The organism is Shewanella sp. 125m-7 (assembly GCF_052977045.1).
On record NZ_JBRILQ010000036.1, the window covers coordinates 1 to 12754 of the forward strand.

The following is a 12754-nucleotide window of genomic DNA, read 5'->3' on the forward strand; positions in this document are numbered from 1 at the left end:
TAACTGCAATCAACGCCTTGCTTAAAGCGCATTAAATTCCCACTGAACCCTGCATCTTCAGGTGGCTTGGGTATAAGTTATACACTTAGATCAAAGTAGCCAGATGCCGTTGCTACTGTTTAGTGCTGAGCAAGAGATCGATCGCACTATCGTACAAGCTAAAGAGATCGATACTCTGATCGTTGCCACCTACTGACATAGGTAGCACTAACACAGGTAAACCCGATCGATCAGCTAACCAATCTGCACCGCGTTCACTTTGATATGATGCGATAATGATCGCTAAAATATCGTCCTGCTTAGTGCGACTTAATAGGCTAGCAAGGTGGGAACTACTTGGCGGGATCCCAGGTTTTGGCTCTAGATCGGCAACTTGCTCTAGCCCTAACCAGTTAAACAGGTATTTAAAGCTAGAGTGGTAGGCGATTACTTTGCCGCCGTGCAGCGGAGCGGCCTTAGCTTGCCAGCTAGGGATCGCTGCTAGCCAACGTTCACTAAAGCTTGCTAATGCTGCTTCATAATCCGCTTTGCCCTCAGGATCGAGCTCGATCATCTTATTGGTTAATGCATTAGCAACACTTAGCAAACGCGTTGGATCGAAATGCAGATGTGGATTACCTTGGGCATGCACATCCCCCATAGAGCGATCGACCGATGCTAACTGATCTAACGTTTCTATTTGATCCGCAGCAAAAAACAAACCTTGATCGGTTGAGCGAACTTTAGCGTTAGCAGACTTCATCTGTAACATCGGTAACCAACCGACCTCAAGATCCGCTCCAGCACAAATAGCGAGATCTGCTTGACGCATTTTTGCGATCAAGCTCGGACGCGCCTGCACTTGATGCGGATCTTGCATCGCCGTAGTCGCCGAATAGATCTTAGCGTCTGGCGCTAGCTCTTTAGCTAACGCTGCATACTCAGGCTCACAGGCAAAAATATTCAACGCCGCAACCGCATTATTGGTCACGCCTAATGCTAGCGCTAATGTGAGTACCTGTGCCCCTGTTGATAAAAACTGCTTAGAATTGATGCGCACCGTGAGCCCCCAGAGTCATGACATATTGTAGAGTGATGATGTTGTCATCTTCGAAGCCATCAAAGTTGGTGCCTTGCTGATTGCTATACTGCAAGCGAACTGTTGAAAAATGGCTGTGGTGCCAAGCAAGGCTGACTTCTGTCTCTTTCAGTTTTTGCGGATCAAAATGGTCGCCATGCATCATTTGTGTATCTACTTGGCCATAACGCAGTCCTGCAGACCAGTTAGGCGACAATTGATATACACTGCTCAAGTACCAGCCATCTTGATAATCTTTACCTTCATCGCCGTGGTCATCACCATCGTCATGATGCTCCTCAAGTGGTTTAAAGTCGGTGACTCTGAAATACTCACCACTTAAGGTCAGGTGCTGATATTTATAGTTACCATTAGGTGCCCACTTATAAACGAAATCTGCAACGTAAGTATTCTCACCAGTGTATTGCACGCTGTGATTATGGTCATGATCACCTTGTACTTCAGCATGTTCATGTTCGTCAGCGGTCATACGACCATTTTCGTTACGTAGATAACTTAAACCCGCTTGCCAAGAACCATTATCGCCGACATCGCCGCCTAGTTTAGTAAAGGCGGTATATACACCTAGGTTTTTATAATCACGTTCAGCATGCTCATCTGCGGCGCGCATCTTATCGCCTTTAAACGATTCAACACCCATGGTCCAGTATAGGTCCGTCGGTGCCACGTAGCTTAGGCGCACACCGTCATCAAAATAATGGCTACCTAAAAAGGCACGATAAACGGCGGGCCTATCTGAAAAAGAATCGGTATGCACATGCTGGTTATTTAAATAACCAATATCTGATAAGAAGCGACCCGCACGAACAGATAAACCACCCGGCATCGCCAATGTTTGAATAAAAGCTTCTTCTAGGCCAAGTTCAGTTTCACCATCATGCATCTCTACCACAGCCGTTAACTTACCGTAGAACATGTCGTCAATATTAGCGCTGAGAGCCAGCTCTGTGTGACCTAAACCAAAGCCTTCTACACGCTCTGACATCGGTCGCTCACCACTTTGATAGTAACCGTCTAATACGGCGCTAATCGCAGGGTTAGTTAAGCTTGGGTCACTCGCTAGCGCCTGAGTTGAAAATAGCGCGCATGCCGCTGCTACGCCAGTTAAGCGCAAAGTTGAATTAGTCATTTTTACTCCGAAATACAGCTAAGCCTTCCCTATGGGAATACTTTAAAAATTTTATGTCGTTTTTTTAAGGAATGAACTTACGCTGAAGCTGGAGGGGCGCGGCTATTAAAGAAACTCACATGACGCGAGTAAGATGCTGGAAGAATGTACTCTTGGCTTTCAACTCCCTGACGCTCAATAGTAATATCGAGACCGCTACTAGTAGGTAGCAGGTTATTGACCTGGTGTTGGTGATAACACAGAGTACAATGGCTTTTTGCCCCATCGTCCAAATGACTCAGACTATGAGCGGATGCGGCAAATGACAGACACAGGAATACGGCAACAAGCCCCATTACCAGTTTCTGCTTTACGCTACTCATTCGAATCACAGTGTTAACCTTATGTGTTAAAACGAGACTAGTCTATGTGGATGAGTATTGAAGTCAAGCCTTGAGGCTCCCAAAGCGTTACAAAGTGTTTGTGAGATAGATCACCTAGGCTTGAATGGTATTTAATACTGACTTAAGCTCTAACCATTAATATTGTTAACGTGAAATGATATCCATAGTGATATTTAACAAGAGTTTATCTATTAGAAAGGCGAAAATATCATGCTTGACGTTATTCGTAAGAACTTAAAATTCATCATCATGACAACGCTATTTTTTGTTGCGATACTCGGTGGCATTTACTACGTAGAAGCCGCGCTAGAAGCGCAAGTTCACGTTATTGACTAAGTCACAACTCGTGACACTCTGATGGCCAAATACCATCAGGGTGTAGAGTCTTACTGTGCTAGATACCTTTATCGTTAACCGTCTTAAACACTCATTAACTCAGGCTGTTACTCAGCAATAAACCATACTGCCACCTCATAGCGACAGTCACCTCATCGTTACAATCTATCTCATCATCACAATCTATTGCACAGCTTAGGCCACCGTGACTAGCGATACTTTTTCAGATGCTCACTATTATCCACCAACTCAACTTCTGGCGCTTGTGTCACTTTCAGATTATCCATTAGATGAACCACTAACATCACCATGATGGAAAAAATAGCGAGCGGAATACCAAACTGTCGGGTATCGGTATCAAAATAGCTCCAAACAAATAGCACCACCCCAGCATAAAAGCTGATGATCTTAACCCAAGATAAAATGACATTTTTACCTAACCAAGCCTGACAGAATGGGCATTGGATCTCGGTACTCAATCCCTTCCCTCTTTGGTTTTCAATTTTATCTATCGCAAATGATTTTGAACAATGAGCGCATATCACTAGAGGTATCTCTCTTAAGCTACATATTGGATCGATATTAACCAATATTAAGGCGTCGAAGTTTAACAGATCTAATCGTATCTTCGCCATTATGCTTATCACTATCACAATAACAAATCGACAGTTTTCCAAAGTCGTAATATTATTACTAGAACTAGGGAAATAACGGACATATCCAATGCATAAAATGCTCCCCAAACTTTTAGTTATTATTTTGTGCTTTTGTTCATTTGTAGCAAATGCAGAAAATACAGACTTAACCAACAATCTTAATAAATTACAAAGCTTAATCGACAGCGATGTTAAAACCTTACCTAGCAGTAAAGGTGAGATTAAGAGCTTTCTTGAGTATCGAATTGGCCGTAATGCCTCTTTGCTGCAAGAGACTCTCAAAGAGCAAATGGATGCTACGGATCCCGATCTGGCTTTCTTAACACCTTATATTGTTAAGCAATTAGCCTTCACTGATTCTGTTGAAGCTTATTTTACTAAGCAAAAAATTGAACTGATGAGTTCAATCGGCGCCGATGGCGATCGCAAGATCATGCTTGGGCTCATGCAGATCCAGCGTGAACAAGACAAGCTGTTCACTTCAGAACACGAACTGCTGACTTGGGCAAAAGCCGCTGGGATCAATGTCGATGAGAAAACGAAAGTCTTTATCTCTGCGCTAATTACTCGTGCAGATGATTTAAATAGCTTTGTTTACTTCAATCAAGATCGCTTAAACCAAGCTGTTGCTGACGTGCAAATCGCTGGCGCTGATGTGAGTGGAGATCAGAAGGCTTTAGTTGTTGAGCTAAAAGAACGCTTAGATCAAAGCTCAAGCAGTTTGGCATCGACGATCAGCATATTAGATTCATTAGGACAAGACGCTGCACTTTATAAGCAAACCTTGTTTAGTGTGTCTGGCGATATTACTCAAGATGTATTAAACCTTGATGTAGCAAGCAATCTATTATCAGAGTGGATAACGATTGCCAAAACCCAAGCCATGGAAAATGGTGCGGGAGTTATGTTTAAACTGATTATTTTCTGTTTGATCCTTTTCCTATCTAGCCTAGTTGGCAAAGTAGTTAAGCGTATCGTTGAAAAAGCCGTTAGCAACTCTAAACTTAAGTTCAGCATGCTACTGCAAGACTTCTTTATCTCGCTATCAGGTAAAGCCGTATTCGCACTCGGTTTACTTATTGCCTTATCCCAGCTTGGTTTTGAGCTCGCACCACTGCTTGCCGGTTTCGGTATCGCCGGTGTGATTATCGGTTTTGCGCTGCAAGATACCCTATCTAACTTCGCCTCTGGCATGATGATTTTGGTCTACCGCCCGTTTGACGTGGGCGACTTAATCAACGCCGGTGGTGTGACGGGTCGTGTAAGCCACATGAGCTTAGTATCAACCACGATTAAGACCTTAGATAACCAAAGACTGATTGTGCCAAACAACAAGATCTGGGGCGATACCATTAACAACATTACCGTTGAACATCAGCGCCGAGTGGATCTGACTTTTGGTATTGGTTATGGCGATGATATTGAACATACTGAGAAAGTATTGAAAGAGATCGTTATGGCGCATCCTTTAGTACTGCAAGATCCTGAGCCTATGATTAAGCTGCATACGCTGGGTGAATCTTCTGTCGACTTTATTGTGCGTCCTTGGACCAAGCCAGAAGATTACTGGGACGTTTATTGGGATATTACCCGTACCGTTAAAATGCGCTTCGACGCTGAAGGGATTAGCATTCCGTTCCCGCAACGCGATGTGCATATTTATCAAACCGCGGTAGAGAAATAAATCTTACAAGGTTAAAAATATAGTAAAAAAGCCCCGCCAACCTAAGTTGTCGGGGCTTTTTATTATCTAAGCTTAACTTGGTATTGCGACCCAGCTTAGGCTAGACCAACAATCTCGCCAGCATCATTAATATCGATATTCAAATAACCTGGCTTAATGCCAAGACCAGGCATGGTCATCACTTGCCCCACTAATGCCGTTACAAAGCCTGCTCCCGCATTCAGTCGTAGCTCAGTAATAGGTAATTCAAATCCTGTCGGAATGCCTTTAATACTTGGGTCGTGACTTATCGACATCGGCGTTTTAGCCACGCAGATAGGTAAGCCACTGTAATTGTGCTTGGTTAGCCAATTTAGCTGCGATTTAGCTTTATCAGATAAGGTCACACTTGATGCGCCATAGCCTACCTCAGCCAAGGTCATCAGCTTAGCCTCTAAGCTTATGTCACTTGGATACAGCAGTTTAAAGTCTGATGTGACTTGTGTGGCACGATAAACCATTTCAGCCAACTTAGAAGCGCCTGCAGCACCTTTAGCGAAAGCCTCGCTTATCTCACAGCCAAAGGCCTTAGTTTGGCCAATACGCTGACTCAGCCACTCAAGCTCTTCATCGGTATCGGTTGGGAAACGGTTAATCGCCACCACAACTGGCGCGCCATATTGGCTGACGTTATTAATATGCCACTCTAGGTTGGCAAAGCCTGCTTGTAAGCGCTCGAGGTCGGGCTGGTTGATATCTTTATTAGACTCGATACCGCTATTAGCCTTTAGCGCCTTAAGGGTCACAACAACCACCGATGCACTTGGTGCATAACCTGATTCTCTCACCTTAATATTACTGAACTTTTCAAAGCCCATATCAGAGCCAAAACCTGCTTCAGTAACAACCACATCAGCCAGTTTTGCCGCTATAGTATCGGCAATAATGGACGAGTTACCATGGGCGATATTGGCAAAGGGTCCCGCATGAATAAAGCATGGATCCCCTGAGAGGGTTTGCATCAAGGTTGGCTCAATAGCATCAGCCATAATGACCGTCATTGCACCTGCAACGCCAAGTTCTTCAGCCGTAATAGGCTCACCTTGAGTATTAAGCGCAAGCACTAAACGGCCAATGCGTAATCTAAGATCGCTTAGATCTTGGCTTAACGCCAAAATAGCCATGAGCTCAGACGCCGCCGTGATATCAAATCCTGAATCATGTATCGGCCCATTAAATGCGCCATAACCCACCTTTATCTCTCTAAGGCTACGCTCATTGTGGTCAACCACTCGGCGCCAGAGGATATTGTCAGGGTCAATATTAAGTGCTGCCAAACCTGACTCTTGAGCGAATACATCGGCCCCAAAACGAGTTTCATGAAATAGACGAGCATCAACAGCAGCTGCGGCTAAGTTATGAGCGCTACTCACCGCGTGAATATCACCGGTTAAGTGCAGATTAAGCTCTTCCATCGGCACGACTTGGGCATAGCCACCACCCGCAGCGCCACCTTTGGTGCCAAATACAGGCCCCATACTCGGCTGGCGAATACAGGCGCAGGTTTTAACACCGTTAAAATTCATCGCTTGCGTTAAACCAATAGTGGTTACTGTCTTACCTTCACCAAATGGGGTCGGGGTTACCGCAGTCACAATAACCAGCTTGGCATTGTCTTTATTGGCGAGTCTTTTGGCGACAGAAAGAGACACTTTTGCCTTATTAGCACCGTGCAAAGACAGCTCTTCAGGCTGAAGTCCTAATTGAGCCGCTATCTCTGTTATCGGTAAACAAGCATGTTGGCGCGAAATTTCAATATCTGACAGCATGAGAATGGCTCCACGTTATATTTTTATGTAGGGTAGGCTTTCGATTGGAATATAGATGATCTCTGTCATAGGTTAAATAGTCAGCGAACGCTATTTTAGCTTTTTGGAATCTACATCAATAAACGACTCATTTTGTTGCCGACTTAACGGCCAAACTTTCCCCCCCAATAACCATAACGCTAGAACAAACATTTTAAACGCAGAAAACAAAAAAGGCGCTAGCAGCGCCTTTTCTTCAAGATGAACGCTTATAAAAACGTTATTTCGCCGCTTAGATGTGGACGACGACCTTTTTGATCGCGTAGCTCAAACACGGTTTTGTTTTCAAGATGCTCAGCCGCAAAGCTAACGCTATTAGGCATAAATAATGGCAACTTAAATGCGACATCAATCTGACATGGTCTATCAGCAATGTTTGGCATTAATTGGGCAATACATCGGCCTTTTGACCACATACCATGAGCCAATATACGCTCGAAGCCAAAACGTTTTGACATCACTGGATGCAGATGTATCAGGTTATAATCACCAGATGCTTTAGCGTAACGGCGACCTAAGTCTTCGGCTAGGCTCCAGCTAACAGGTTCTAACCACTGCATATCGTTCGCCTTGGGTGGACGAATGCGCTTGGCCTTGCCTTCGATGCGGTACAAGTAGGTCGATAACGACTCCCATACCAGCTCGCTACCCACATACGCTTTAGAGACTAACTCAAACTCAAGACCAGAATCTGTTATGCGGCTCGTGGTTAATGCGCACTGAATATCGAACTTTTCATCGACACGAGCGCTACGATGCATCGTAATGCTATTTTTTAGGTGGATCATCCCAAGCAGTGGGAAAGTAATCGCTTCATGGATAAAAATAAATGCATGTAAGCGAAATGCCATGATATATAGGTATGTCGGCGGCAGAGTTTTACCATCAAAATCAAAGCCACATACTTTTGCATATTGCTCGACTTTATCTGACGATAACGACACATTTGGGCTCATTACCTTGATCATCGGTAATGGTTGCTCGTCCCAGCCTGGCTTACGCCCAAAAAATATTTTGCGATAAAGCGTAAATAGCGAAGGCAACGCCTTTAAATCGATACAGTATTCTTTATTCAAACCGATAAAACCCTTCAAATGACACGGGAAACCAAAACAAGCGGCGTATTATACATCAAAAGTCACAAACCCGATAATCTCAGCAAGACCCTCTTTAAAAAAGCAAACTTAGTTACAACTCTGTGTCCAACAGTTTTTAGCCTTGGCCCCAAGAGGCTGCAGGTAGGATTGCACACTCTTTTGCCCCACTAAATGCCCAGCCCCCACTACCACAAAAAGTGGCTGCGCCGTATTCGGTGATTGCATCAAGTCAACAATACCTTGTGCCATGGTTTTATTGCGATCCCACAGCATCTTCTTCACCATTTGCGTCTCACCATCACGCAACATCTCACCTTCCATCAAATCGGCGAGCTCAGTTTCATCACCGCTACGCCATGCTGAAATTAATTCAAGCATGTCTGAATCAGGGGCTTCGATAGCCTCCCTTACCATGCCCCATTGGGTATCAACATCAAACGAGGACAGCAATTCAAATTGAGACTCTGTACTTTCTAGCTCGTATACCGGTCGATTGCCCACTTGACTCACTAATACCGAATCCACCCCATAAAGGCCGCTATAACCCAGCGCTGCGTACCGACCAATACTGAGTTGCATTGACTGTAACCATGGAGAATAATTTTCGATGGCTTTACAGAGCCTTTTTTTATCACGACAGTAATCGGTTAATGCCGTTTGCGTTTCAGCATCAACGGGGAATTGTTCAGCCCCATATTTTGCCAATAATGCGGGTACATCAGCCCCTCTAATATCGGCTTCAACCACAAGAGCAGCAGACTGCTGAAAGGCCTTTTCTACCGGTGCCGCCAGCGGGAAAAAATTAGCCTCACCAATATGAATAGAACCGAGTAAGTAGGCCGTTTGCCCTTGATAAGATATTTGATAAAAAGGCGGTTTATCATCGGGAGCAGCTTGACTACTTGCAGCAACAAACAATAGAGCTAACCCCACTAATGTGAATAAACGCCTAACGACACTTGTTGCTATCATCCTTGCCCCTTATAATTCAGCAAAATTTCTAATTGAGAGGCTGTTATGCCACACACACAGGTTATCGAGCAACTTAAAGCCAGTTTGCAAACCGCCTACCGCCAAGCAATTGATGCTGACGCTAGACTAGACGAGCTAAAAAAAGCGGGTCATGTAAAGTTCGATACAATTTTCAGTACAACTGAAGGCTTCACAACTAAGAGCAATCGCTTTACGCCATACGTGCAAGAACTTGCCGCCGAGATGGAAGGCTTTATTCAACAGCCTGAAACGCTTGCTCAAGCGCTAGAAAGTTACATCCCAAAGCTTGGCCTATTACTACAGACCATGCAGGCGTTTAAATCTAACGCAAAGTAATGCCCGAAATATCAATCCGTTAAATTATTAATGGATTGATATTTGTCATCTATTTGTCACACCAGTGTCATAGGATTTTCTACCTCATTAATATTTGGTAGAAAAAATGGCTGCAATCGATCTAAAGCTAGAACTTTCAAAAATTATCGATAAAGAAAGAATTAAAGCGGTCTTTCAACCTATATGTAATATCTCAACTCATCAAATTCACGGCTTTGAAGCCTTAAGCCGCGGACCTGAGCATAGCCCACTATTTTCACCCGTTCCATTATTTAAGACCGCAGCCTACGAAGGGCGCCTCTCTGAGCTAGAAAGCTTATGTCGACGAATTTCGATTCAGCAATTCAAAAACACCCAACTTTCTGGCAAGCTTTTCTTAAATATTTCTCCTAAAGCGCTTTTAGAGCCTAATCATCCAAAGGGCCTTACTCTTAGCTTAGTGCAAGAGTTAGGAATCGATCCATCTCAAGTTGTGATTGAGCTTTCAGAGCAGTACCCTGCCGATGATATCGATCTATTAAAAGATTGCTTAAACCACTATAGAAGCCAAGGCTTTCTCACCGCTATCGATGATTTGGGCGCTGGCTACTCAGGCTTAAGGTTGTGGTCAGAATTAGCACCCGATTATGTCAAAATTGATCGACACTTTATCGAGTCGATTGACACTTCATCGGTCAAGCAAGAATTTGTTCGCTCTATCATTGCCCTGTGCCAAAACCTCAGTTGTAAAGTGATCGCCGAAGGAATTGAAACCCAAGCCGAGCTAAGCGTACTAAAGCAACTTGGCATTATTTATTGTCAGGGATTTCTACTGGGGCGCCCCGCTACAGAACCAAACCGCAGTATTCCGTTTAGCCCAGCGGTAGAACCTCCCTCTCCAAAGGTGCGTTTTCCCGAATCAGCACAAAGCCTATGCAGCAAAGCCATTACCTGCCAGTTTGATAGCAAACTTAAGCGCATAGGAGAAACATTTAATCAACGCCCTAGCCTTCAAGTTATTGTTGTTATGCGCCAAGAACAAGTTATCGGCATGGTACTAAGAAGTCAGGTAATCGAGCTGTTCAGCACTCCTTACGGACGGGCATTGCACGAACATAGAGCTGTAGATGAAGTGCTCACAACCGAGCTCATTAGTATTGAAGCCGAAATGCCCATTTCTCAAGTCAGCCAACGGCTGACTATGGAGTCGACCGATTTAGTAGTCCAGCAGTTTATTATTCTCAAGCAAGGCAAGCTCTTAGGTATCGGCCACACAAAAGATCTATTAGCAAAAATCACCGAACAGAAAATTGCGGTCGCCCGCCACGCTAATCCCCTTACCGGGTTACCGGGTAATATCCCTATTCAAGAAGAGTTACAGCGATTACGTCTGCAAAAGAAGCCGTTCTATTTGGCATACTTCGACCTGTCGAACTTTAAGCCTTACAACGATATCTATGGTTTTTGTCGTGGTGATGAAGTGATTATGGAGGTTTGTCGGTTACTTTTATGCCATCAAACCTGTCATAACTTTATAGGCCATGTTGGTGGCGATGACTTTGTGATGATAAGTAGTGATGCCGATATTGAGCAGCAAGCACAGCAGATCATAAAAGATTTTGAAGTCGGTAAATCACTGTTTTATTCGAAGAAACATTGGCAAGAAAAGCAAATGTTAGCCGAAGATAGGAAAGGCGTGCGCTGCTACCATGAGCTGATCTCACTCACAGCGGGAATTCTTCCGCCCTCAATTACCATCGACTGTAATGAACACCAATTGTCTCTTTACAGCGCCCAAGCAAAAAAACAGGCCAAGCAAGCAACGAGCTCACTTAGCCTGTTTACACTAGAGGCGGCGATGAGCCCGTAAGGTGGCAGCTCACACTTAACCGCCTAACCACTTAAAAGTTGAGTCGTTAATAATAAACGCGTTAAAGGTTAGGCTTTACCGTTTTTTTAAGCCAGGACGCTAGCATTGTGTTTTCGTAGCGATAGGGCTTGTCATTCCTCGCGTTAACCGAATACATAAAATTCATATCCGTTAGCTTCTCGTCACCCGCCATAATCACTTTATCATCTTGCAGAATTTTGTAGCTGAAGGTAATACGTGGTGGATAGATATTTTTTACCACCCGAAGGTCGTGAGTCGTCGCGCCAAATGTGGGCCTAACGTCACCCGCTAAATCGAGATCGGTAACAAGCATCTCTAGTTTCTGTTCAGGCTTGAGAACCTTCACCGCTTCCTTGTTTAAGCTTTTAGTCAGTTGTTCGAAGGTGCGTTTTTCAAAACGAGATTGAATTTCTCCGCTCGATTTTATGTCTCGAAAGCTATTGGGATCTTGCCATTCAACTTTAACCACACTATCTTCTGTCACTGGGTTTTCAACCGCTTTATCTGCGGCCCAAGCTGAGCTAGATACGAGTAAACCCGCTACCAGTATATGTTTAACATTCATAAGTGCCCCCACGGTTGAATATAATCGGTTTTTAATCACTACACTTTACAATATTTAAGCTGTATCACAGCTTAATCCCTATAGGGATAGTCTAAATCTTAGTAAAGGAGTGATTTAAAAATCATTACATTAGTAGACCATACTATCGCTATTTAGTTGTATCAAATGGCATAAAAATTCGCTGTAGCTACCAATATCGCGTTTAAAATTTGCTTTATTGGTAGTAGATCTTAAGCTAGAGCGCTAAGTGTTAGATCTTGAGAGTCCCCATGAAAAAACTTGCTCCAGTGCTATTTGTAGCACTTCTTTTTATTGGTCTTACTGCCGCAATTTTTAGCATCAACCAATCTGAAGCGCCTTCAGGACCTGAAACATGGTCAGCTTTTATCTATAAAAATGGATACAACTCTGGCAAATATGACAAGAAAGATGACTTTGACAGCTATCCAAGCTGTAAAGCTTACGCTCAGCAAGCATCTGAAAAACTGGGCGGTGTAGCTTGGGAGTGTGGCTTAAGCTGTCGTTTTGATTCAATGCGTCAAGGGTTTCATTGTGACACCATGAGTAATGAATAACGGCTAATGAATATCAGTTCCGTTTAGCGCCAACATGTCTAAGCTTTAAATCTGCCTAATTCCCCTGACTAAGAGCCCTGCTCTCAGTTTGAAACCATCAGCCTGTAAATGCCATCAACATGACTGTTCACTTTTCGTTCAGCACTGGTACATGTTGCATTCGCTAACATACGTATCAAGTTAACAACGCCACAGAGGAATACTC

At 43.9% G+C, this 12754-nt stretch carries 13 protein-coding genes; 5 read left to right on the forward strand and 8 right to left on the reverse strand.

Features of this window, described 5'->3' with window-relative positions; translation table 11 throughout:
• Window positions 1-112: 112 nt before the first annotated feature.
• The 3 genes from ACVBIL_RS15435 to ACVBIL_RS15445 form a co-directional block, all read right to left on the reverse strand.
• Window positions 113-1039, reverse strand: coding sequence for a metal ABC transporter solute-binding protein, Zn/Mn family (locus ACVBIL_RS15435; protein WP_447167853.1), 927 nt, complete (start codon window positions 1037-1039; stop codon window positions 113-115).
• Window positions 1023-2207, reverse strand: coding sequence for a hypothetical protein (locus ACVBIL_RS15440; protein ID WP_447167854.1), 1185 nt, complete (start codon window positions 2205-2207; stop codon window positions 1023-1025). Before ACVBIL_RS15440 ends, ACVBIL_RS15435 begins: the two co-directional genes overlap by 17 nt.
• 77 nt (window positions 2208-2284) lie before the next feature.
• On the reverse strand, window positions 2285-2569 hold the full coding sequence (locus tag ACVBIL_RS15445) for an ABC-type zinc uptake system zinc chaperone (RefSeq protein WP_447167855.1): 285 nt from the start codon (window positions 2567-2569) through the stop codon (window positions 2285-2287).
• Window positions 2570-2800: 231 nt separating this feature from the next.
• Here ACVBIL_RS15445 and ACVBIL_RS15450 point away from each other — a divergent pair, with 231 nt between their 5' ends.
• Window positions 2801-2926, forward strand: coding sequence for a hypothetical protein (locus ACVBIL_RS15450; RefSeq protein WP_447167856.1), 126 nt, complete (start codon window positions 2801-2803; stop codon window positions 2924-2926).
• 209 nt (window positions 2927-3135) lie between these two features.
• Here ACVBIL_RS15450 and ACVBIL_RS15455 read toward each other — a convergent pair whose 3' ends face one another.
• Complete coding sequence (locus tag ACVBIL_RS15455) at window positions 3136-3561, reverse strand: hypothetical protein (RefSeq protein ID WP_447167857.1); 426 nt, start codon at window positions 3559-3561, stop codon at window positions 3136-3138.
• An 88-nt stretch (window positions 3562-3649) separates the two neighbouring features.
• Between ACVBIL_RS15455 and ACVBIL_RS15460 the strand changes: the two genes are divergently transcribed.
• The gene (locus ACVBIL_RS15460) at window positions 3650-5266 is read left to right on the forward strand and encodes a mechanosensitive ion channel family protein (RefSeq protein WP_447167858.1); all 1617 of its coding nucleotides are present in this window, start codon (window positions 3650-3652) and stop codon (window positions 5264-5266) included.
• A gap of 95 nt (window positions 5267-5361) precedes the next feature.
• Here the strand turns inward: ACVBIL_RS15460 and ACVBIL_RS15465 are convergent, their stop codons facing one another.
• The 3 genes from ACVBIL_RS15465 to ACVBIL_RS15475 all read right to left on the reverse strand — a co-directional run bounded on the left by ACVBIL_RS15465 (window position 5362) and on the right by ACVBIL_RS15475 (window position 9182).
• Window positions 5362-7074, reverse strand: coding sequence for a formate--tetrahydrofolate ligase (locus ACVBIL_RS15465; protein ID WP_447167859.1), 1713 nt, complete (start codon window positions 7072-7074; stop codon window positions 5362-5364).
• 248 nt (window positions 7075-7322) lie between these two features.
• Window positions 7323-8189, reverse strand: a complete 867-nt coding sequence (locus ACVBIL_RS15470) for a MaoC family dehydratase (protein WP_447167860.1) — start codon at window positions 8187-8189, stop codon at window positions 7323-7325.
• Window positions 8190-8297: 108 nt separating this feature from the next.
• Entirely contained in the window at window positions 8298-9182 is an 885-nt protein-coding gene (locus tag ACVBIL_RS15475) for a TraB/GumN family protein (protein ID WP_447167861.1), read from the reverse strand.
• Window positions 9183-9227: 45 nt separating this feature from the next.
• Here ACVBIL_RS15475 and ACVBIL_RS15480 point away from each other — a divergent pair, with 45 nt between their 5' ends.
• Both ACVBIL_RS15480 and ACVBIL_RS15485 read left to right on the forward strand, forming a co-directional pair.
• Complete coding sequence (locus ACVBIL_RS15480; RefSeq protein ID WP_447167862.1) at window positions 9228-9539, forward strand: prephenate dehydrogenase; 312 nt, start codon at window positions 9228-9230, stop codon at window positions 9537-9539.
• A 106-nt stretch (window positions 9540-9645) separates the two neighbouring features.
• Window positions 9646-11388, forward strand: a complete 1743-nt coding sequence (locus ACVBIL_RS15485) for a bifunctional diguanylate cyclase/phosphodiesterase (RefSeq protein WP_447167863.1) — start codon at window positions 9646-9648, stop codon at window positions 11386-11388.
• Window positions 11389-11449: 61 nt separating this feature from the next.
• Here ACVBIL_RS15485 and ACVBIL_RS15490 read toward each other — a convergent pair whose 3' ends face one another.
• Window positions 11450-11974, reverse strand: a complete 525-nt coding sequence (locus ACVBIL_RS15490; protein ID WP_447167864.1) for a DUF3016 domain-containing protein — start codon at window positions 11972-11974, stop codon at window positions 11450-11452.
• Between the two features lie 269 nt (window positions 11975-12243).
• On the opposite strand from ACVBIL_RS15490, the gene ACVBIL_RS15495 reads away from it, so the two are divergent.
• Window positions 12244-12549 carry a hypothetical protein gene (locus ACVBIL_RS15495; protein WP_447167865.1) on the forward strand — a complete coding sequence of 102 codons (306 nt, stop codon included), beginning with the start codon at window positions 12244-12246 and terminating at the stop codon, window positions 12547-12549.
• The last annotated feature ends 205 nt before the right edge of the window (window positions 12550-12754 follow it).

What these genes read in the sequence shown, in the direction of transcription:
- ACVBIL_RS15445 (WP_447167855.1), bottom strand. Translation starts at nt 2,569, where the DNA reads ATGAGTAGCGTAAAGCAGAAACTGGTAATGGGGCTTGTTGCCGTATTC.
- ACVBIL_RS15455 (WP_447167857.1), bottom strand. Translation starts at nt 3,561, where the DNA reads ATGGCGAAGATACGATTAGATCTGTTAAACTTCGACGCCTTAATATTG.
- ACVBIL_RS15460 (WP_447167858.1), top strand. Translation starts at nt 3,650, where the DNA reads ATGCATAAAATGCTCCCCAAACTTTTAGTTATTATTTTGTGCTTTTGT.
- ACVBIL_RS15475 (WP_447167861.1), bottom strand. Translation starts at nt 9,182, where the DNA reads ATGATAGCAACAAGTGTCGTTAGGCGTTTATTCACATTAGTGGGGTTA.
- ACVBIL_RS15485 (WP_447167863.1), top strand. Translation starts at nt 9,646, where the DNA reads ATGGCTGCAATCGATCTAAAGCTAGAACTTTCAAAAATTATCGATAAA.
- ACVBIL_RS15480 (WP_447167862.1), top strand. Translation starts at nt 9,228, where the DNA reads ATGCCACACACACAGGTTATCGAGCAACTTAAAGCCAGTTTGCAAACC.
- ACVBIL_RS15450 (WP_447167856.1), top strand. Translation starts at nt 2,801, where the DNA reads ATGCTTGACGTTATTCGTAAGAACTTAAAATTCATCATCATGACAACG.
- ACVBIL_RS15465 (WP_447167859.1), bottom strand. Translation starts at nt 7,074, where the DNA reads ATGCTGTCAGATATTGAAATTTCGCGCCAACATGCTTGTTTACCGATA.
- ACVBIL_RS15490 (WP_447167864.1), bottom strand. Translation starts at nt 11,974, where the DNA reads ATGAATGTTAAACATATACTGGTAGCGGGTTTACTCGTATCTAGCTCA.
- ACVBIL_RS15440 (WP_447167854.1), bottom strand. Translation starts at nt 2,207, where the DNA reads ATGACTAATTCAACTTTGCGCTTAACTGGCGTAGCAGCGGCATGCGCG.
- ACVBIL_RS15495 (WP_447167865.1), top strand. Translation starts at nt 12,244, where the DNA reads ATGAAAAAACTTGCTCCAGTGCTATTTGTAGCACTTCTTTTTATTGGT.